Source organism: Spirillospora sp. NPDC049652 (genome assembly GCF_040675125.1).
Classification (GTDB): Bacteria; Actinomycetota; Actinomycetes; order Streptosporangiales; family Streptosporangiaceae; genus Spirillospora.
In genome coordinates this window covers 1-19,574 of sequence record NZ_JBFAOF010000042.1, presented here as the reverse complement: position 1 = coordinate 19,574, position 19,574 = coordinate 1, and the positions used below count along the sequence as shown (strand labels likewise).

Genomic DNA, 19,574 nt, shown 5'->3' with positions numbered 1-19,574 from the left:
GCGAGCCGCGCCAGCACCGGCTTGCCGATCTTCGGGAAGGCGGTGAACAGCCGGAACGGCGCGCTCGCCCGCAGCTCCTCGCGGGTGGCCGCCACCCCCGACGCCGCCAGCCCGCCGAGGTCGGCACCGGCGCAGAACGCCCGGTCACCGGCCCCGGTCAGCACGACGACCCGCACCTCGTCGTCGTCCCGTGCGCGCGCGAAGGCGTCGAGCAGCTCGTCCACCATCGCGTCGTTCAGCGAGTTCCGCGCCTCCGGGCGGTTCAGCGTGACGCGCGCGACGCGCTCGGACACCGAGTACAGGATCGTCGAGTACACAGGCCCTCCAAGGAGAACGGGCGGGGCCGCCGGACGCGGCCCCGCCCGGACGGTGCCGGACGCCTAGAGACGCTCGATGATGGTGGCGTTGGCCTGGCCGCCGCCCTCGCACATCGTCTGCAGGCCGTAGCGGGCGCCGGTGCGCTCCAGCTCGTGCAGCAGCTTGGTCATCAGGATGCCGCCGGTGGCGCCCAGCGGGTGGCCGAGGGCGATCGCGCCGCCGTTCGGGTTGGTCTTCTCCAGGGACGCGCCGGTGTCGTGCGCCCACGCCATCGGCACGGGCGCGAACGCCTCGTTGACCTCGAACACGTCGATGTCGTCGATGGACAGGCCGCCCTTGGCGAGGGCCTTCTCGGTCGCCGGGATCGGGCCGGTCAGCATGTAGACCGGGTCCGAGCCGGTGACGGCAAGGGTGTGGATGCGGGCGCGCGGGGTGAGGTTGTGCCGCCGGACGGCCTCCTCGGACGCGATGAGCAGCGCGGACGCGCCGATGGAGATCTGCGACGACACGGCCGCGGTGATGACGCCGCCCTCGCGCAGCGTCTTCAGCGTCGCCATCTTCTCCAGCGTGGTGTCGGGACGGGCGCCCTCGTCCTTGGTCACCCCGGCGAGCGGGGCGATCTCGCGGTCGAAGTGGCCCGCCTCGATCGCCTTGGCGGCGCGCCGGTGCGACTCCAGCGCGAACCTCTCCAGGTCCTCGCGGGTGTAGCCCCACTTCTCGGCCATCAGCTCCGCGCCGCGGAACTGGGAGATCTCCTGCATGCCGTAGCGCTCGGCCCAGCCGTCGCCGTACGGGAAGTCCAGGCCCTGCACGATGGACGCGCCCATCGGCACCTTGGCCATGTGCTCGACGCCGGACGCGACGACGAGGTCCTGCGTGCCGGACAGCACGCCCTGCGCGGCGAAGTGGATCGCCTGCTGGGACGACCCGCACTGCCGGTCGATGGTCACGCCGGGCACGTTCTCCGGCAGCCCGGCCGACAGCCACGCGGTGCGCGCGATGTCGAGGGCCTGGCCGCCGACCTGCATCACGCAGCCCATGATGTTGTCCTCGACCGCGGAGGGGTCGACACCGGTGCGGTTGACCAGCTCCTTGAGGACGTGCGCGCCGAGGTCGGCGGGGTGAACGTCCTTCAGTGCGCCCTTCTTGGTACCGACGGGGGTACGGACCGCGCCGACGATGTACGCCTCGGCCACTGCGCCTCCAAAAGCCAGGGGTTGGTGGTTCCGTCCCGAAACCGAGTGAGATTCGGTCGGTCGGTACGAGATTACCGCGCCCCCGGGGCGATCCCGTGTGACCTGGGTCTCGGATCTCGCCCCCCGCCGGAGAGGCCAGTGCTCGCAGGGCCGCCCGGGACGCCCTCGCCCCCTGGGCGTCCCGCCGTCAGGCGCGGTGCCGTCCGGCGCCGTGGACGGCCCGTCCCTCGGCGTCGTCGCCGAACGTCGCGCGGGTGAGCCGGGTGAGGACGTCGGCGAGCTCGGGGTTGTCGTCCGGCGACCAGTCGGAGATCTGCCGCGCCAGCCCGGCGCGCCGCGTCTCGACCAGCCGGGTCGCGACCTGCCGGCCCCGCTCGGTCGCGGCGAGCACGCCGTCGTCGGACGTCACCAGCCCCCGCTCCACCAGCCCGCGGACGTGCGGACGGCCCTCCTCGACCGTCACCCCCGCGCGGTCGGCCAGCTCCGCGCCCGACACCGCGCCGTCCCGCGAGATCCGGCACAGCGCCCACATCTCGGCGGGCGGCAGGTCCACCCCGGCGGCGTGCGCGATCCGCGCGTACAGCTCCAGCGCCTCCGGGTCGTGCCGGATGAGCTCGCTGAGCGCCCGCTCGGCCTCGTGCCGCGACGACCCGTCCCCGGGCGGCTGGACGTTCGAGGCCGCCGCCGCGGCCGCCGCGCCGGACCGCAGCGGCGTCTCCTTCATGAACCAGGTCAGGACGCACGCGACGACCGCGACCGGCACCGCCCACAGGAACACCGTGGAGATCGCGTCCGAATAGGCGTCCAGCAGGTCGGCGCGGACGTTCGGGGGCAGCCGCCCCATCAGCTTCGGATCGCCCTGGACGGCCGTCAGGTCGAACCCGCGCGGCAGCTCGCCCCGGCGCGCCAGCGAGGTGACGTTGTCGGCGAGCCGGTTGGCGAACACCGTCCCGAACGCGGCGACGCCGAACGAGCCGCCGATCTGCCGGAAGAACGTCACGCCGGACGTGGCCGCGCCGAGGTCGGCGTAGTCCACCCGGTTCTGCACGGCGATGACCAGCACCTGCATGACCAGCCCGAGCCCGAAGCCGAGCAGCGCGAACCGCAGGCTCATCGACCACGTGGACGACCCGGTGCCGAGCAGCGACAGCAGGTACAGCGCGACCGCCACCAGCGGCGTGCCGACGATCGGGTAGATCCGGTACCTGCCGGTGTGGCTGATCAGCTGGCCGGACCCGATCGACGCGACCAGCAGCCCGAGCATCATCGGCAGCAGGTGGACGCCCGACATCGTCGGCGACACACCGTGCACGACCTGGAGGAACAGCGGGATGTAGACCATCGCGCCGAACATCGCGAAGCCGATCACGAACCCGATCGCCGACGAGAGGTTGAAGGTCGGGTCGCGGAACAGCCGCATCGGGATGATCGGCTCGGCCGCCCGGCGGCCGGCCCACACCCAGACCACGATCAGCACGACGGCCAGCACGCCGAGCCCGATGATCTGCGGCGACGCCCAGGGGTACTCGGTGCCGCCCCAGGTGGTCATCAGCACCAGCGCCACCGACCAGCCGACGATCAGCAGCGTGCCCAGGTAGTCGATCCGGTGCCGGTGCCGCTCGGACCGCGCGTGCAGCGCGAACGCGATCGCGACCAGCGCGAGGAGCCCGATCGGCAGGTTGATGTAGAACACCCAGTGCCAGGACAGGTTGTCCACGAACCAGCCGCCCAGCAGCGGCCCGCACACGCTGGACACGCCGAACACCGCGCCGAACAGGCCCTGGTACCGGCCGCGCTCGCGGGGCGGCACCACGTCCCCGACGATCGCGATGGCGAGCACCATCAGGCCGCCGCCGCCCACGCCCTGGATCGCGCGGAACGCGATCAGCTGCCCCATGCTCGCCGACAGGCCGCACAGCGCCGACCCCGCCAGGAAGATCACGATGGACGCCTGGAACAGCCGCTTGCGCCCGTACTGGTCGCCGAGCTTGCCCCACAGCGGCGTGCAGGCGGTGGACGACAGCAGGTACGCCGTCACCACCCACGACAGGTGGTTCAGCCCGCCGAGGTCCCCGACGATCGTCGGCAGCGCCGTCGACACGATCGTCTGGTCCAGCGCCGCCAGCAGCATGGAGAGCATCAGCGCGCCGAGGACGACGGCCAGCTCCCGCCCCCTCGGCATCTCCCTGGCCGGTTCTACCGCAGCTGTCGACATGCCGTGCCCCCAAGGCGCCCGGTCCCCGTACCGTCGTTCCTTTCGCCGGAGACCTACCCGTGCCAGGGCAAAGATCACGTGATGCCCCGGTCGGCAGACGATCAGGCCGTCCGACCGGCCGGCCCACCGCGACCGACCGTCCCACTCGCCGGGGCCGGCCGATCCGGTCGCCGGGCTAGCCGGCCAGGTCGCGGGTGACCTTGGCGGCGCCGAGGGCGGCGGTGCCGCCGGCGATGCCGATGGCGCTCGCGGAGACCCACAGCGGAAGGCCCCGGCGGCCGCGCAGGCCGTTCACCGTGTCCAGGCCGTCCACAAGCAGGCCGAGCCGGGCCCACGTCTTGCGCGCGGAGCCGCGGCTCAGCAGGTAGCCCGCGCCGAGGGCGATCTCGCGGGCGGCGAACATGCGGGTGACATAGTCGCGCCCCGGATCCGCCTCCTTACCGAGGCCCATGGCCTTCACGGTCAGCCCCGGCGCGGCGAACGCGGCCAGGCCCAGCGCGACCCTGCCGCGCGCGACGTTCAGCATGACCGCGTCGAGCCGTTCGGCGACGCTCTTGTTCTCGGTTTCCGTCACTTCAGCCACGAACGGGAGGCTATCCCTCGGGGCGACCGGCCGGTAACCCGCCACTGACCGGGTTATCGTCGAGGGTGAAGGGCCTGTCCCCCGGAACGAAGGTGGCCGTCCATGCAAGCACTGCTCGCCCTGATCGTCACAGGGCTGCTGGTCGCGTTCTGCGTGCGGTGGGTCGCGGGGAGACTGCGGCTGGGCGCGCCGACCAGGATGGCCGTGATCGTCATCTTCATGCTGGTGGCCCTGGCCCTGTACGGGCACCAACTCGGGAGCTAGCGACCGTCCCGGCCGGGGCGGCGGCCGTCTCCGGCCACGTCCGGCGGGAACCCGGCCGAGGTGTTCTTTGTCGAAGTCGAACCTACGGGCGTGTCACGGAGTCATAACTGACGAAACCGGCTTCAGCCTTCTGCTCGCGCCGCCGGACGGTCCCGGCCGGCGGCGACGCGGAGAGGCGGACCCCGCCGTTTCGCCGCCCCCGAGCCGAGGGAGAGTCCTGACGTGCCGCATCCGGCGACCACACTGCAGGAGCCCGGTCGCGCCGTCGCTCCCCACCTGCGCAGGCTGCTCGAGTTCGCCGAGCCCCGCGCCGACGACGTCTGCCTGGACGTCGCGCGCGGCCCCGGCCCGCTGCCCGCCGCGCTGGCCGGAGTGGTGCGGCAGGTGACGGCCGTCGACGCGACGTCCGCGCCGCGCCCCCGCGGCCCCCGGACGCCCACCACGACCTTCGGGACCGGTCCGGTGCGCATCGCCGACCTGGGGGGCCTCGCGGACGAGCCGCCCGACGCCGTCCCGCCGTCCCTCGGACAGCCGCTGGAGGCGCGCAGTCTGCCGCTCGGCGCGGTCCGCGCGGACGCCTGCGCGCTGCCCTACCGCGGCCGGTCGTTCACCCTGGTCACGGCGAGGTTCGCGCTGTTCCACCTGGGCCGTCCCGAGCGGACGCTGCGCGAGCTGCTGCGGGTCTGCCGCCGGGACGGGCGCGTCGTGATCGCCGACCTGGTGCGCGGCAACACCGCCGGCACCGACCGGGACCGGATCGAGCGGCTGCGCGACCCGAACCACCGCGGCACGCCGTCCATCGCGGGCCTCACCGACCTGTTCGTCTCGTCGGGCGCGAACGTCCGGCGGCTGGACGTGTTCACCGTCGAGCGCCCGCTCGAACCGTGGCTGGCCGGGGCGTCCGACCCCGACGCCGCCGACGTGATCCGCACCGAGCTGCTGGACGAGGTGGACGGCGGCCCGCGCACCGGCGCCAAGCCGCGCATCATCGGCGGCGAGCTCTGGTTCACCCAGTCCTGGGCCCATCTGGCCGCCGAGCCCATCTGACGGCACCGCCGAGCCGCAGCCCTCGCGTCGCACGTCGCGGCGTAGCGTGGAGGCATGCGCGCGTGGACGGTTCCTGAACCGGGGACGCTGCGGAGGACCGAGCGGGACGCGCCCGAGCCCGGCCCCGGCGAGCTGCTCGTCCGGGTGCTGGCCTGCGGGGTGTGCCGCACCGACCTGCACGTCCTGGACGGCGACCTGCCCGTCCACCGGCCCGGCGTCGTGCCCGGCCACGAGATCGTCGGCGAGGTCGTGGCGGCCGGGCCGGGCTGCCTGCGCGGTCCCGGTGACCGCGTCGGCATCGCCTGGCTGCGCGGCACGTGCGGAGCCTGCCGGTTCTGCCGCCGGGGCGCGGAGAACCTGTGCCCGCGCTCGGTCTACACCGGCTGGGACGCCGACGGCGGCTACGCCGAGTTCGCGATCGGCGTCGACGCGTTCGCCTACCCGCTCCCCGAGGGCCTGGACATCGTCGCGACCGCCCCGCTGCTCTGCGCGGGCATCATCGGCTACCGGGCACTGCGCCGGGCCGACGTCCCTCCCGGCGGACGCCTCGGTATCTGGGGATTCGGCGGCTCGGCCCACCTGACCGCGCAGATCGCCCTCGCCGAAGGCGCGGAGGTCCACGTCTACACGCGCGGCGAGCAGGCCCGCGAACTGGCGCTGGAACTCGGCGCGACGTGGGCGGGCGACTCGTTCGACGAAGGGCCGTCGCCCCTGGACGCCGCGATCTGCTTCGCGCCCGCCGGGGAACTCGTCCCGGCCGCGCTGGAGCGCCTGGACCGGGGCGGCACGCTCGCCATCGCGGGCATCCACCTGTCGGACGTCCCGCCGCTGGACTACGAGCGGCACCTGTGCCAGGAACGCCAGGTGCGCTCGGTGACCGCCAACACCCGCGCGGACGGCGAGGAGTTCCTCACCCTCGCCGCCCGCCTCGGACTCCAGGTCACCACACACGCGTACCCGATGGACGAGGCCGACCGCGCCCTGGACGACCTGCGCGCCGACCGCTTCGCCGGCGCCGCCGTCCTCGTCCCCTGACGTCCGCCGGCCCCCGCCTCCTAGCGGAGCGGGAGCTGGAACCAGACGGCCTTGCCGTCCTGCGTGGGACGGGCCCCCCAGCGGGTGGCGAGCTGGTCCACCAGGTACAGACCCCGGCCGCCCTCGTCGGTCTCACCGGCGCTGCGGATGCGCGGCAGCCGCATGTCGGTGTCGAAGACCTCGACCCACACGGCGTCCGCGCCCTTGCGGAGGCGGACGCGGAACTCCTTGGTGGGGGGTTCGCGGCGGCCGAGCTCGGCGCCGAGGGGGTCGAGGCCGGGGGTGAGGCCCCAGTCGTCGTCGTCCAGGTTGAAGTGCACCGGAGGCCCGCCGTCCAGCACCAGCTCGCGCCGGGGGGCGGGGGTCGTGGTGGCGTGCAGGACGACGTTGGTGACGACCTCGGAGACCAGCAGGCAGGCGAGTTCGGCCTGTTCGGCGGGCATGCCCCAGTCGGCGAACGCGTCCGACGCCATCCGGCGCGCCTCCGACACCATGATCGGCTCGGCCGGGAAGGTGCGGTCGGCGACGGCCAGCTCCTCCGGCGACGTGCGGATCACCACGATCGCGATGTCGTCCACGACGTCGCCGGGGATGGCGTCGTAGGCGGCCTCGGCGATCGCCTCCACGTCCTTGCGGGCGACCGACGCGACGGCCTTGCGGACCGCCTCGCGCGCCTGCTCGCGGGTGTGGTGGCCGCCGTCGTCGCGCGGACGCCGGTCGATCAGCCCGTCGGTGTACAGCACGAGGGTGGAGCCGGGCTTCAGCTCGGCGGTCTCCTCGTTGAACAGGATCTCGCCGCCGATGCCCTGGGCGCGGACGCCCAGCATCACGCCCTCGTTCTGGAACTCCAGGTCGCGCACCTCGCCGTCGACGACCAGCATGGGCGGGTCGTGCCCGGCGTTGGCGAACTCCAGCACCCGCGACCACGCGTCGTAGACGAAGTAGGTGCACGAGACCAGCGGCGGGCGGACCAGGTCGTCGTTGCTCCAGCCGGAGGTCATCCGGGACGGCCGGGTCATCGTGCGGACCCACTCGTCCAGCTTGCGCAGGATGTCGGCGGGCGGCTTGTCGTCCTGCGCGAACGCGCGCAGCGCCGCGCGGAGCTGGCCCATCACGGCGGCGGCGCGCGCGCCGCGGCCCTCGACGTCGCCGATGACCAGCCCGACGCGTCCGGCCGACAGCGGGATCACGTCGTACCAGTCGCCGCCGACCTGGGTCTGGATGCCGTGGCCGTGCGACTCCAGCGGCCGGGCGGGCTCGTACCGCCAGGCGATCTGCAGACCGTCCGGCCGGGGCGGGCGCTCGCCGGGCAGCAGGTGCTTCTGGAAGGCGAGCGCGGTCTCGCGCTCCTCCTCGAACAGCAGCGCGTTGTCGACGGCGAGCGCGATCCGGGACGCGATCGCGCCGATCAGGTCGCGGTCGAAGCCGTCGTAGTGCGGGTCCGGGCGGCGCGACAGGTTGGACAGCGCCAGCGACATCACGCCGAGCAGCTCGCCGCGCGCGATCAGCGGCGCGGCGATCACCGAGGTGACGCCCATCGCGTCGCCGAGCCGCTGGGACTCCTGCGTCGGCGCCGAGAACCGGTGCTGCAGCATGTCCTCGACGAGGACGGCGTCGCGGCGGTTCATCGCGCGGGTGGCGAAGTGGCCGGGCGGGTAGGACACCGGGTCGCCGGTCTCGGCCCAGGTGCCGGGCGGCGGCCGCCAGCCGCCGGCGTGCGCCGACACCCGCCGGTACAGCCGGTCGCCGCCGAACAGGTCGATGAAGCAGTGGTCGGCGAACTGCGGGACGAGCGTCTCGGCGACCCGCTGCAGCGTGGCGGCCAGCTCCAGGGAGGCCGACAGCCGCTCGCCGATGCGCTCCAGCAGGCCGTACCGGTCCTGCTCGCGCTGGTTGGAGCGGAGCGCCTCGCGGGCGAAGATCACGATGCCGTCCACCGCGCCGGACGGGTGCCGCAGCGGGACGGCGTGCGCGCGGGTGTAGACGGTCGACCCGTCGGCGCGCTGGTTGCAGAAGGTGCCCTCCCAGACGCCGCCCTTGAGGACGTGCTTGGCCAGCTCGGTGGCCTGCTCGTGGTCCTCCTCGGCGATGCCCAGGGACAGGATCGAGTGGCCGATGACCTCGTCGCCGCCGAACCCGAACAGCTCGCGCGCGAACGGATTGCCGTAGATGACGTTGGAGAACCGGTCGCACACCACGACCGCCATCTCCATCTGGGCGAGGACGGTCTCGGGCGGCAGCAGCGCCTCGAAGGGCGCGTCACCCCAGCGCGTCATGATCCGCCACTCCCCCGGGGGAAGTCGGCGCGCCGGCCCGGGACGGGGCGTGCCGCCCCGCCGCGGTCCGTTCCGGCCTCGCCGGTCTCCGTTCGTCCGCTCACCACAGCCCTTCCGCGCGAAGCGTCCCGGGGCGGACGGTCTGGCCGACCCGCGCCGGACGCCACCTGAGGTATTGAACGACGATCCGGCGCGCCGGACGCGCCGGTTCGTGGCGACGGAACGGAGATCTTTGGTGTGGCTCCGCCCATGGGGGCATGGGCCGCGCCGTCAGCGGCGGCTGACGAACACGTGTCCGGCGATGTCGGCCGGCAGCTCGCTCTCCGGGCCGTCCGTCTCGTCGTCACAGACCACCCGCACCCCGTCGTCGGTCGTCCGAAGAGTCACCTCTCGTCCCGGTTGTATCCCGATCTGCTTGAGTCTAAGCATCAGATCGCTGTCACTCTGCACCTGTTCGGAAATACGCCGAACAATCGCCTTTGTCCCGATTTCGGAGGCCGCGGTCGCCATCGGGACCACCGGGGCCCCGTCGGCCTCGGTGTGGCCGCCGAGGTCGGTCAGCCCGGGGATCGGGTTGCCGTGCGGGCACATGGTCGGGTTGTCCAGCAGCGCGACCAGCCGCCGCTCGACCTCCTCGCTCATCACGTGCTCCCACCGGCACGCCTCGATGTGGACGTCCTCCCAGGGCAGGCCGATCACGTTCACCAGCAGGCACTCGGCCAGCCGGTGCTTGCGCATCACCGACACCGCCAGGCTCCGGCCGGAGTCGGTGAGTTCCAGGTGCCGATCCCCCTCGACCCTGAGCAGGCCGTCCCGCTCCATGCGGGCGACCGTCTGGCTCACCGTCGGGCCGCTCTGCGAGAGGCGCTCGGCGATGCGCGCGCGGAGGGGGACGATCCCCTCCTCTTCGAGCTCGAACACCGTCCGGAGGTACATCTCCGTGGTGTCGATCAGGCCGTGTGAGGTCACGAGCTCCCTCCAGTGTTGTGACCATCGAGTCTACTTGCTGCGGCCGTTCCCGGCCGGGGCGAGCGAAGATCCCCGATGCCCGGTCCCGAGACCGGGTACGGCACAACGTCCGGGCGCCGCCGCCTCTTCCCGCCGGCACGCCCCCGGGCCGCCTCCGGGCCACGGCCGGGCGGCGGCCGGGCGGCGGGCGGGCGGCGGGCCGGCGGCCGGGAGCCTGGTCAGCCGCGTGTGTCGTAGGTCATCAGGGACGGCACGGCCAGCCCGACGACCACCACCAGGACCGCGCACGCCAGCCCGCCGCCGACCCAGGACGCGCCCGCGCCCGTCGCCGACGCCACGGCCCCGGCGCGCAGGTCGCCCAGCCTCGGCCCGCCCGCGACGACCACCGTGAACACCCCCTGCAGCCGGCCGCGCATCTCGTCCGGCGCGTAGGTCTGCAGGATCGACTGCCGGAACACCGACGACACCAGGTCGGCCGCGCCGCCCACCGCGAGCAGGAGGAAGGCCAGCCACAGCGCGTGCGCGAGCCCGGCGGCGGCCACCGCGACGCCCCAGACGGCGATGGCGGCGACCAGGGCCGCGCCCTGCCGGTGGATCCGGCCGATCCAGCCGGACACCAGGCCCCCGAGCAGCGCCCCGAACCCGATCGCGGCGACCAGCCAGCCGACCGCGGACTCGCCGCCGAACCGCGTCTCGGCCATCTCCGGGAACAGCGCGCGCGGCATCGCGACGACCATCGCGATCAGGTCCACGACGAACGACATCAGCAGGACGGGCTGGGTGACGATGAAGCGCAGGCCGTCCACCACCGAGCGGAGCCCGAGCACGCCCGCGCCGCCGAGCGGCGGGATCGCGGGCAGCCGCGCCGCCGCGTACAGGCCGACGGTGAACAGCACGGCGTCCAGCGCGTAGGCGGCCGGATAGCTCCAGTGCGCCAGGATCAGCCCGGCGAGGAGCGGCCCGCACAGCGTCCCCACGGTCTGCACGGTGAAGTTCAGCGTGTTGGCGGACGGCACGAGCGACTCGTCCAGCAGCCGGGGGATGATCGCGCCCCGGGTCGGCGAGGACACCGCGAACCCGACCGCCTGCACGGCCACCGCGGCGATGATCAGCGCCAGGCTGTCGGCGTGCGCCAGCGCCTGGAGCACCAGGACGAGCGTCGCCGCCCACGACACGACGGACGCCATGAGCAGGAGCTTGCGCCGGTCCATGTGGTCGGCCACCGCGCCGCCCCACAGCCCGAAGACGATGAGCGGGACGAGGTTGGCGATGCCCAGCACGCCCACCCAGAGCGACGAGTGGGTCATGTTGTAGACCTGGACCGGCACGGCGACCGACGTCACCTGGAACCCGACGAACGACACGCCCTGGCCCATCCAGAGCCGCCGGTACGCCGGATGCGCCAGCGGGCGCGTGTCGATCGCCACGCGCCGCCAGCGCGGCGTCGTGTCCTGCCCGGCCGCGTCGGGGGTCTCGGCGCTTTCGGCCGTCCCGGCGGACGAGGGGTCCGCGGGCCCGGCCGGGTCGAGGGGCTGGGCGGGGTCCGGGGGCGTGTCCTCCGGGAGGATCGCCGGGGGGATCTCTTCGCGAAGCCGGGGCTGGGTCTCTTGTTGTTCGGGGGAGCTCACGGGGAGAGTCTCTCGACCTTCCATTCGCCGCCTTCACGGCGGTACCTGATCCTGTCGTGCAGCCGGTTCGGCCGGCCCTGCCAGAACTCGACGGCCACCGGGACGACGAGGTAGCCGCCCCAGAAGTCGGGCAGCGGGACCTCGTCCGGCCACCGCTCCGACAACGCCGCGTACCGGTCCTCGACTTCCGACCGGTCCTCGACCACCGCCGACTGGCGGCTCGCCCAGGCCCCGATCCGGGACCCGTGCGGACGGCTGTCGAAGTACTGGCGGACGTCCTCGCGGGGCAGTTCCTCCACCGTCCCCTCCACCCGGATCTGCCGGTACATCGCGTGCCAGGGGAAGACGAGCGCGGCGCGCGGATTCGCGCCGAGTTCGCGTCCCTTGCGCGACTCCAGATTGGTGAAGAACCGGAAGCCGTCCGGGCCGAAGCCCTTCAGCAGGACGGTCCGCGCGGACGGCACGCCGTCGGGGGTCGCCGTCGCCACGACCATCGCGTTGGGCTCCGCGAGCCCCACCGCGGCGGCCGCGGAGAACCATTCCGCGAACAGGGGAAGCGGCTCCGCGGGGAGGCCCTCCTCCGCCAGTTCTCCGCCTGCGTAGGATTCCCGGAGCCGTGCGGGATCGGGCGCATTCACATCGTTCGAGCCTCTCACCTGGGCATTGTGCAACTCACAGGGGCCTGGGTACCAGCCAGTAGGGCGGACAGGGTTCAATGGCACGGCACCGCCTTATCACTCATGGGGACGAAAGGCAGGACGACATGTCCGACTTCAAACCCGGTCTTGAGGGGGTCGTCGCCTTCGAGACCGAGATCGCCGAACCGGACAAGGAGGGCGGCGCCCTCCGCTACCGGGGCGTCGACATCGAGGAGCTCGTCGGGCGCGTCTCCTTCGGCGACGCCTGGGGCCTGCTGGTCGACGACTCCTTCGACCCGGGGCTGACCCCGGCTCCCCCGCTGGCGCTGCCGGTCGTCTCCGGCGACGTCCGGGTGGACGCCCAGGCCGGGCTGCCGGCCCTCGCGCCCCGCTACGGCCTCCGGCCGCTGCTCGACATCTCCGACGAGCAGGCCCGCGCCGACCTCGCGCTGGTATCGGCGAACACGCTGTCGTTCGTCGCCCAGTCCGCGCGCGGCGTCGGAGTGCCGGTCGTCCCGCAGTCCCGGGTGGACGAGGCCAAGACGATCACCGAGCGGTTCATGATCCAGTGGCGCGGTGAGCCCGACCCGCGGCACGTCCAGGCCATCGACGCCTACTGGGTCTCCGCCGCCGAGCACGGCCTGAACGCCTCCACCTTCACCGCCCGCGTCATCGCCTCCACCGGCGCGGACGTCGCCGCGTCCGTCTCGGGCGCGATCGGCGCGATGTCCGGTCCGCTGCACGGCGGCGCCCCGGCCCGCGTGCTGCCGATGATCGAGCAGGTCGAGCAGGTCGGCGACGCCCGCCGCGTGGTCGAGGGCATCCTCGACTCGGGCGAGCGGCTGATGGGCTTCGGCCACCGCGTCTACCGCGCCGAGGACCCGCGCGCCCGCGTGCTGCGCCGCACCGCCAAGGAGCTGGACGCGCCGCGCTTCGAGGCCGCCAAGGCCCTGGAGGACGCCGCCCTCGCCGTCCTGCGCGAGCGCCGTCCGGACCGCGCGATCGAGACCAACGTCGAGTTCTGGGCCGCGGTCATCCTGGACTTCGCCGAGGTCCCGACCGCGATGATGCCCGCGATGTTCACCTGCGGCCGCACCGCCGGATGGGCCGCGCACATCCTGGAGCAGAAGCGCACCGGCCGCCTGGTCCGCCCGTCGGCCCGCTACACCGGTCCGGGCACCCGCTCGATCGACGACGTGGCCGGCGCCGCGGACGCGGTCAAGCGCTACACGGCCTGATCCTCCCGCCTGCGGCCCCCGGGCGCGCGGCACGTGAGGCCCCTGGTCCTTCTCCAGGGGCCTTGTTCGTGCCTACCCTCTCCATCCATGGAAGACGAACCGCTCGAGGGTGACATCGGCCCGTCCGCGCCGGTCCGTACCGACACGCCCGTGCCGGACGGGCCGGCGCAGGACGGTCCCGGGCTGGACGGGTCGGGCGGGCAGCGCCCCGGTTCCGGGGGGTCCACGGCCGCCGCCGCGGAACTGCGGCGGCTGGAGGCCGAACGCGAGGAGCGCCGGCGCCGCACCAACGCGGCCGCCGGACGGGTCGCGTTCTGGGTCCTCGCGCTCTTCCTCGCCTTCCTCGGCTACGACTCGGCCCGGACGGCGCACGAGGCCCGGCAGCGCGGCGACGACTGGGTCTACCCGCCCGCCGTGAACGCGGGCCTGTGCGTCCTGGGCGTCCTGCTCCTGGTCGGCTTCGCGCTCTGGCGCCGCCGCCGCACCCGCTGACGCGGCCGGCACGCATCAGCGGCACAGGTGAGAAGCGTCTCGCCATGTGGTCCGACCGGCGATCTTGCGGGGCCGCTCGGTAGGCTCCGGAGCGTGACCGAGAGCGCGAATCCTTCCCTTGTCATTCCCGCCGATCTGAAGCCCGCCGACGGCCGGTTCGGCTGCGGGCCGTCCAAGGTCCGTCCCGAGCAGCTCGCCGCCCTCGCCTCGTCCGGCGACACCTACCTGGGCACCTCGCACCGGCAGAAGCCGGTGAAGTCGCTGGTCGGCCGCGTCCGCGCCGGGCTCGCCGACCTGTTCTCCCTCCCGGACGGCCACGAGGTGCTGCTCAGCAACGGCGGCACCACCTGCTTCTGGGACACCGCCGCGTTCGGGCTCGTCCGGTCCAGGTCGCAGCACCTGGCGTTCGGCGAGTTCTCCAGCAAGTTCGCCAAGGTCACCAAGGGCGCGCCGTGGCTGGACGACCCGTCGGTGATCTCTGCCGACCCGGGCTCGCACCCCGAGGCCCGCGCCGAGGACGGCATCGACGTCTACGCCCTCACCCACAACGAGACCTCCACCGGCGTCGCGATGCCGATCCGGCGTCCGGAGGGCACCTCGGCGGACGAGGCCCTGGTGCTCGTGGACGCCACGTCCGGCGCGGGCGGTCTGCCCGTGGACGTCAGCGAGACCGACGTCTACTACTTCGCGCCGCAGAAGTGCTTCGCGGCCGACGGCGGCCTGTGGATCGGCCTCGCCTCCCCGGCGGCGCTGGCCCGGATCGACGAGATCGCCGCGTCCGACCGGTACATCCCGGAGTTCTTCAACCTGAAGACGGTCGTCGACAACTCCGTCAAGGACCAGACCTACAACACCCCGGCCGTCGCCACCCTGCTGCTGCTCGCCGAGCAGATCGAGTGGATGAACGGCAACGGCGGCCTCGCCTGGACCACCGCCCGCACCGCCGACTCGTCCCAGCGCCTCTACACCTGGGCCGAGAAGACCTCCTACACCTCGCCGTTCGTCGCCGACCCGGCGCAGCGCTCGCAGGTCGTCGGCACGATCGACTTCACCGACGAGGTCGACGCGGCGGCCGTCGCCAAGGTCCTGCGCGCCAACGGCATCGTGGACACCGAGCCCTACCGCAAGCTGGGCCGCAACCAGCTGCGCATCGGGATGTTCCCGGCCATCGACCCGGCCGACGTCGAGGCGCTGACCCAGTGCATCGAGTACGTGGTCGAGCACCTCTGATCCGACCCGGTGGGAGGGGCGGGGCGCCGGCGGGCGTCCCGCCCCTTCCCGTTTTCCCGCGGGTTCCCGCAGGTCAGGCGACGGTGGCGGGCGACGCGGCGGCGCGGTCGTCCGGGGTGGACGGCAGCAGCGGCGCGACGCGGTGCCGGAGCGCCGCGCGGTCACGGGCCTCGTCGAACCGAGTGAACCCGGTCCAGACGCGGTCGTCGAGGTCGAAGGCCCGCGCGGTGGGGATGAAGCCCGCGCCCGTGAGGACCTCGGGGCACGCGCCGGGACGCGGCGGGCCGAGGCGCAGGTAGGTGCCCTCGCGGAGCATCACGATGGAGGCGAACCGGACGCTGGTGTGCCGCTCGGCCAGCCGGAACCACTTCGGATTCGACGCCCAGTACAGGTTCCGCTCGACGTCCACGGCCACCGAGAGGGGGCTGAGGGCCGCGCGGGCCAGGTGGACGGTGCCGGGACGGGCCCGGTCGACCCAGGCGAGGGCGGCGCGGCCGACCAGCGCGGTGAGCACGGCGACGACGTCGGGCACGGACGCGTGGCCCGCGAGCACCTGGAAGACCGGCTCGGAGTCGGTGCCGCCGGTCGCGGCGGGCGGCGCGAAGCGGGCCCGGAACGCACCGGCCTCCACGTCGCCGTTGTGCGTGGCGACGATCCCGGCCGCGCGGGCGGCGTGCGGCCCGGCCGCCGCGTCACCCCCGACGACCAGCGGGCTGGCGTTGGCGAGCGAGTGCGGGGTGCCCTGGGTGGCCCAGCGGGTGTGGCCGAGGACGACGGGCGCGGCGTCCAGCTCGGCCAGCAGGTCGTGCCGCCAGACACCGGAGAACGCGCCGCGGCCCTTCACCACCCGGCAGCCGTCGTGCACCAGGTCGCTGCTCCGCTCGCCGGCCGCGCCGGACAGCGGCGCCGCGTCCCGCCCGGCCGGACGGCCCGTCAGCAGAGCCAGGCCCGCCGAGTCGGAGCCGCGTTCCTCGGCGAGCGTTCCCAGGGTGACCACGACGTCCGACGCGCGTTCCGGATGGACCGCGGCGGGCGCGCGCAGCAGCCCGAACAATCCGCACATGTTCGATGAGACGTATCTCATGACCGGCCGGTTCGAGCCCCGGTCGGGGCCGAATAAGCTCGGAGCGTGAACCGCGCGCCCCGATGGCTGCTCCCGACCGTGCTGACCGCGCTCGTGCTCGCCGTGGTCGTCGGCTCCGTGCTGCGTTGAGCCGGGTCGTGCCGCGTTGAACCGGGTCGCCGCGTCGGTGTCGGCGCTCGCCGTCGCGTCCTGCGCGCTCTGGCCGGTTCCGGCCACGGCCGCCGGCTCCCCCTCGTCCTCCCCCGCCCCGTCCGTCCCTTCCCCGTCCGCTCCGTCCGGACCGGCGGGAACAGGCGGGGCGCGCGTCGCGTTCAAGATCGACGATGAGCGGATCACCGAGTCGAGCGGGCTGGCGGCCAGCACCGCGCACCCCGGCGTCGTCTACACGCACAACGACTCGGGCGGCAGCGCGCAGATCTTCGCGATCGGCCCCGACGGGCGCGTGCGGGCCGTGCTGACCCTGGCGGGCGCGAAGAGCCGCGACTGGGAGGCCATCGCGATGGGCCGCGACGACCGGGGCCGTCCGGCGATCTTCGTGGCCGACATCGGCGACAACCTGGGCGGGGCCTGGCCCTCGGTGACCGTCTACCGGATCACCGAACCGCTCGTCCTGCGCGACCGGACGGTCGAGGCGACCGCGTTCCGGTTCCGGTACGCCGACGGGCCGCGCAACGCCGAGACGATGATGATCAATCCGCGCACGAACCGGCTGTACATCGCGAGCAAGCTCATGTCCGGCGCGCTCTACGAGGCCCCCGCCAAGCTCTCCACCAGCGGATACAACACGCTGCGCCGGATCGGCGGCGCCCCGCCGATCGCGACCGACGGCGCGTTCGCCCCGGACGGGAACAGCTTCGTCATCCGCACCTACTTCGGGGCCCGCGTCTACCGGATGAAGCCGGACGGCACGCCCGGCGAGTCCCACTCGATCCCGCTGCCCTCGCAGGAGCAGGGCGAGTCGGTCACCTACACCCCGGACGGCACGTCCCTGCTGACCGGCTCGGAGGGCGACGCGCAGCCGGTGTACCAGGTCCCGCTGACGGGCGCGGACGCCGTCACCGGCGCCACCCCGCCGCCCGACCCCCGCGGTCTGAGCTCCCCGCCCGCGGGGAAGGACGATCACGACGAGGGACGGCTGAGACACACCGGCGGCAGGCGGGTCGCGCTCATCCTGGTCCTCGGGATCGCCGCGCTCGTCGGTTACGGCCTGGTCCGGCGGCGGCGCTGAGCCGCCGCAAACCCCCCGCCGACCGGCAGAACGGCCACCGGATGGCAAAAGGAGACTACGTGCCCGGCGGTTCCCGCGAGAGGATGCGGACTGTGGAACATGAGCTGGTCGGCCTGCACGGGTTCGGCGGCCGGTTTCGCCCGGTCGCGCCGGGGCCGTTCGTCCTGCTGACGGTGGCCGCGGCGCTCGCGCCGGTGCGTCCCGGCTGGCTGTGGGCGGCGCTGGTCCTCGCCATGGCCGCGGGGCCCTGGGCGGCGGGGGCGGTCGCGGCCGTCCTGCCGTGGGCGGCGCGGCACCGGGGACCGTCCTACTGGCGGCTGTCGGAGCGCGGCCTGGAGCGGCTCGGGCCGGACGGCGCCGTCCTCGCCCGCTACGAACGCGACCGCATCGAGGGTCTCGGCATCACCACCGGGGACGGCGTGCTGGTCGTCCAGCACCGGTTCGGCACCGCCGCGATCGGGCCGCTGCCGACGCTCGGCCTGGAGCCGCTGGCGCTGTTCGTCACCGCGCGGCGGCTCGGCGTCCCGGTGCGGCTGGTGCACGGCGAGGTCTCCGACCTGCTCGATCCCGCCCTGGAGGAGCCGGGCCGCCCGCCCGGCCCCGACCCCGACGACGAGGACGACGACGCCGAGGTGGTCATCCCGCTCGGCCCGTCCCGCGACCTGGCGGCCGAGCGGCGGCTGCTCGACCAGGAGGCCGCGCTGCTCGCCGCCGCGCACGAGGACGTCGCGGACGACGCCGCGCCGGCCCCGGCGGAGCCCGCCGTGCTGGCCTCGGCCGACCCGGTGCCGTCCCGCCGGCGCGTCCGGCTGCTGGGCTGGCTGTCCGGCGCGCTGGGCCTGGTCATGGTGCTGCGGCTGGCGGCCGACGGCTCCCTCGGCTTCGGCGTCCGGGTCGCGGCGGCCTGCTGGGTGCTGGCCTCGCTGACCGCCGTGCACGCGTCCCGCCGCCGCTCCCTGGCGTCCGCCCGGACGGTCTGGACGATCGACCGCGACACCGTCGAGGTCTCCCGCCGTCCCCGCCGCGGGCGTTCCCGGCGTCCCGGCCGCGCCGGGGCCGTGACCGTCTCCCGGCCCACCGGACGGCGGCCGAGCCCCGAGGCCCGGGGCGTGGTCCCGGCGCGCGGGGCACTGAGCGTGCCGGCCTCGGAGGTCGCGGCGCTGGTCATCGGGCCCGGCCTGCGGGCCGACTCCCTGACCGGACGGCCCCGCCGGTCGGAGCTGTCGGTGCTCGCGTTCGACCACCGGCTGCGGCTGCTGGCGCGGCTGCCCGCGCACGGCCTGGACGCCTTCCAGCTCGCCCACGCGCTCGCCGACCGCGGCTACCGCGTGGTCACGCCGGGCGCGCGGGCGCCGCGCTCGCCCGAGTACGGCCTGGAGGGACTGCCGGAGATCTTCGCGCGGGTGCCCGGCGGACGGCTGGTCGTCGAGGACGGCGGGCTCGGCTGGGCCGACGCCGCGGGCGACGTCGTGCTGCGGATGCCGGAGGACCGGCTCGGCGGCATCGAGCTGCTCACCATCGCCGGGCACGCCTGGGTCCGGCTGTACGACTCCGACGGCGACGAGTTCTTCGCCGCGCCGCTGTCGGCGCTGCGCATCTCGCGCACCGACCTGCGCGAGGCCGCCCGCCGCGAGGGCCTGCCAGTGAACGACGCCGAGTACGACGCGTACCTGAACGCGGCGTTCCATTCGGCGATGTCCACCCTCGCTCTCCCCGCGTCCGAGACCACCGCCGTGGACGCGGCCGCGACCACCGCCGAGGACGCGACGACGAAGGCCGCTTTCGACGCCCTCACGGCTCCGGCCCTGGCCTCCGGCGTCGAGTCCGAGACCGGAGCCGCCTCCCTCACGGCCGAGCCGATCCGGCCGCCCGCGTTGGCGTCCCCGGCCGACGCGCCCGGCGTCCTGCTGGACGCGACGCGCCGGTCCCGGCTGGCCACCTACGGGCTGAGCCTGCTGCTCGCCGAGATCGTCGCCGTCGTCGGGGCCGCCTGGCTCGGCCCGGACCTCGGCGGGTTCGTCGCGACGGCGAGCTGGACGATCCCGGCCGGGCTGGTCGCCGGGCTCGGCGGCTACTGGCTGCACGACCGGGACCGCCCCCGGCTGCGGGTGTCCCCCGCCGGCCTGGCCGTGG

The 19,574-nt window shown here is 74.2% G+C and carries 17 protein-coding genes; 8 read left to right on the top strand and 9 right to left on the bottom strand.

The genetic code is table 11. The annotated features are described in order from the left end of the window. The 4 genes from AB0J52_RS05550 to AB0J52_RS05535 all read right to left on the bottom strand — a co-directional run. Window positions 1–317 (bottom strand): enoyl-CoA hydratase/isomerase family protein (locus tag AB0J52_RS05550; RefSeq protein WP_500180357.1); only part of this gene is annotated, 317 nt, incomplete at its 3' end. A gap of 63 nt (window positions 318–380) precedes the next feature. Then, the gene (locus tag AB0J52_RS05545) at window positions 381–1,514 is read right to left on the bottom strand and encodes an acetyl-CoA C-acetyltransferase (protein ID WP_500180356.1); all 1,134 of its coding nucleotides are present in this window, start codon (window positions 1,512–1,514) and stop codon (window positions 381–383) included. A 187-nt stretch (window positions 1,515–1,701) separates the two neighbouring features. Then, complete coding sequence (locus tag AB0J52_RS05540) at window positions 1,702–3,696, bottom strand: MFS transporter (RefSeq protein WP_500180355.1); 1,995 nt, start codon at window positions 3,694–3,696, stop codon at window positions 1,702–1,704. A 208-nt stretch (window positions 3,697–3,904) separates the two neighbouring features. Further along, window positions 3,905–4,312, bottom strand: a complete 408-nt coding sequence (locus AB0J52_RS05535) for a hypothetical protein (RefSeq protein WP_500180354.1) — start codon at window positions 4,310–4,312, stop codon at window positions 3,905–3,907. 102 nt (window positions 4,313–4,414) lie between these two features. On the opposite strand from AB0J52_RS05535, the gene AB0J52_RS05530 reads away from it, so the two are divergent. The 3 genes from AB0J52_RS05530 to AB0J52_RS05520 all read left to right on the top strand — a co-directional run bounded on the left by AB0J52_RS05530 (window position 4,415) and on the right by AB0J52_RS05520 (window position 6,658). Then, complete coding sequence (locus AB0J52_RS05530; protein WP_500180353.1) at window positions 4,415–4,576, top strand: hypothetical protein; 162 nt, start codon at window positions 4,415–4,417, stop codon at window positions 4,574–4,576. A 222-nt stretch (window positions 4,577–4,798) separates the two neighbouring features. Beyond that, window positions 4,799–5,623, top strand: a complete 825-nt coding sequence (locus AB0J52_RS05525) for a class I SAM-dependent methyltransferase (RefSeq protein ID WP_500180352.1) — start codon at window positions 4,799–4,801, stop codon at window positions 5,621–5,623. A gap of 54 nt (window positions 5,624–5,677) precedes the next feature. Next, window positions 5,678–6,658, top strand: a complete 981-nt coding sequence (locus AB0J52_RS05520; RefSeq protein WP_500180351.1) for a zinc-binding alcohol dehydrogenase family protein — start codon at window positions 5,678–5,680, stop codon at window positions 6,656–6,658. A gap of 20 nt (window positions 6,659–6,678) precedes the next feature. On the opposite strand, the gene AB0J52_RS05515 is transcribed toward AB0J52_RS05520, so the two are convergent. The 4 genes from AB0J52_RS05515 to pdxH form a co-directional block, all read right to left on the bottom strand. Then, a complete protein-coding gene (locus tag AB0J52_RS05515; protein ID WP_500180350.1) occupies window positions 6,679–8,934 on the bottom strand; it encodes a SpoIIE family protein phosphatase in 2,256 nt (751 codons plus the stop codon). Between the two features lie 270 nt (window positions 8,935–9,204). Further along, window positions 9,205–9,903, bottom strand: a complete 699-nt coding sequence (locus AB0J52_RS05510; protein WP_500180349.1) for an iron-dependent transcriptional repressor DtxR — start codon at window positions 9,901–9,903, stop codon at window positions 9,205–9,207. Between the two features lie 218 nt (window positions 9,904–10,121). Beyond that, window positions 10,122–11,531, bottom strand: a complete 1,410-nt coding sequence (locus AB0J52_RS05505; RefSeq protein WP_500180348.1) for an MFS transporter — start codon at window positions 11,529–11,531, stop codon at window positions 10,122–10,124. Next, the gene (gene pdxH, locus AB0J52_RS05500) at window positions 11,528–12,169 is read right to left on the bottom strand and encodes a pyridoxamine 5'-phosphate oxidase (protein WP_500180358.1); all 642 of its coding nucleotides are present in this window, start codon (window positions 12,167–12,169) and stop codon (window positions 11,528–11,530) included. The genes AB0J52_RS05505 and pdxH overlap by 4 nt, the downstream gene beginning before the upstream one ends. 125 nt (window positions 12,170–12,294) lie before the next feature. Between pdxH and AB0J52_RS05495 the strand changes: the two genes are divergently transcribed. The 3 genes from AB0J52_RS05495 (at window position 12,295) to serC (ending at window position 15,129) form a co-directional block, all read left to right on the top strand. After that, window positions 12,295–13,407, top strand: coding sequence for a citrate synthase 2 (locus AB0J52_RS05495; RefSeq protein WP_500180347.1), 1,113 nt, complete (start codon window positions 12,295–12,297; stop codon window positions 13,405–13,407). 87 nt (window positions 13,408–13,494) lie between these two features. Then, window positions 13,495–13,899, top strand: coding sequence for a hypothetical protein (locus tag AB0J52_RS05490; RefSeq protein ID WP_500180346.1), 405 nt, complete (start codon window positions 13,495–13,497; stop codon window positions 13,897–13,899). Between the two features lie 93 nt (window positions 13,900–13,992). Beyond that, entirely contained in the window at window positions 13,993–15,129 is a 1,137-nt protein-coding gene (serC, locus tag AB0J52_RS05485; protein WP_500180345.1) for a phosphoserine transaminase, read from the top strand. Between the two features lie 73 nt (window positions 15,130–15,202). Here serC and AB0J52_RS05480 read toward each other — a convergent pair whose 3' ends face one another. Continuing rightward, window positions 15,203–16,213, bottom strand: a complete 1,011-nt coding sequence (locus AB0J52_RS05480; RefSeq protein ID WP_500180344.1) for a class II glutamine amidotransferase — start codon at window positions 16,211–16,213, stop codon at window positions 15,203–15,205. 145 nt (window positions 16,214–16,358) lie between these two features. Here AB0J52_RS05480 and AB0J52_RS05475 point away from each other — a divergent pair, with 145 nt between their 5' ends. Both AB0J52_RS05475 and AB0J52_RS05470 read left to right on the top strand, forming a co-directional pair. Continuing rightward, complete coding sequence (locus AB0J52_RS05475) at window positions 16,359–17,441, top strand: hypothetical protein (RefSeq protein ID WP_500180343.1); 1,083 nt, start codon at window positions 16,359–16,361, stop codon at window positions 17,439–17,441. 92 nt (window positions 17,442–17,533) lie between these two features. After that, window positions 17,534–19,574, top strand: a 2,041-nt coding sequence (locus AB0J52_RS05470) for a hypothetical protein (RefSeq protein WP_500180342.1), incomplete at its 3' end; no start/stop codon positions are given.

Bases quoted from the DNA above. Each gene is read 5' to 3' on its own strand.
- AB0J52_RS05495 (WP_500180347.1), top strand. From the start codon at position 12,295: ATGTCCGACTTCAAACCCGGTCTTGAGGGGGTCGTCGCCTTCGAGACC.
- AB0J52_RS05490 (WP_500180346.1), top strand. From the start codon at position 13,495: ATGGAAGACGAACCGCTCGAGGGTGACATCGGCCCGTCCGCGCCGGTC.
- AB0J52_RS05520 (WP_500180351.1), top strand. From the start codon at position 5,678: ATGCGCGCGTGGACGGTTCCTGAACCGGGGACGCTGCGGAGGACCGAG.
- AB0J52_RS05530 (WP_500180353.1), top strand. From the start codon at position 4,415: ATGCAAGCACTGCTCGCCCTGATCGTCACAGGGCTGCTGGTCGCGTTC.
- AB0J52_RS05540 (WP_500180355.1), bottom strand. From the start codon at position 3,696: ATGCCGAGGGGGCGGGAGCTGGCCGTCGTCCTCGGCGCGCTGATGCTC.
- AB0J52_RS05515 (WP_500180350.1), bottom strand. From the start codon at position 8,934: ATGACGCGCTGGGGTGACGCGCCCTTCGAGGCGCTGCTGCCGCCCGAG.
- AB0J52_RS05480 (WP_500180344.1), bottom strand. From the start codon at position 16,213: ATGAGATACGTCTCATCGAACATGTGCGGATTGTTCGGGCTGCTGCGC.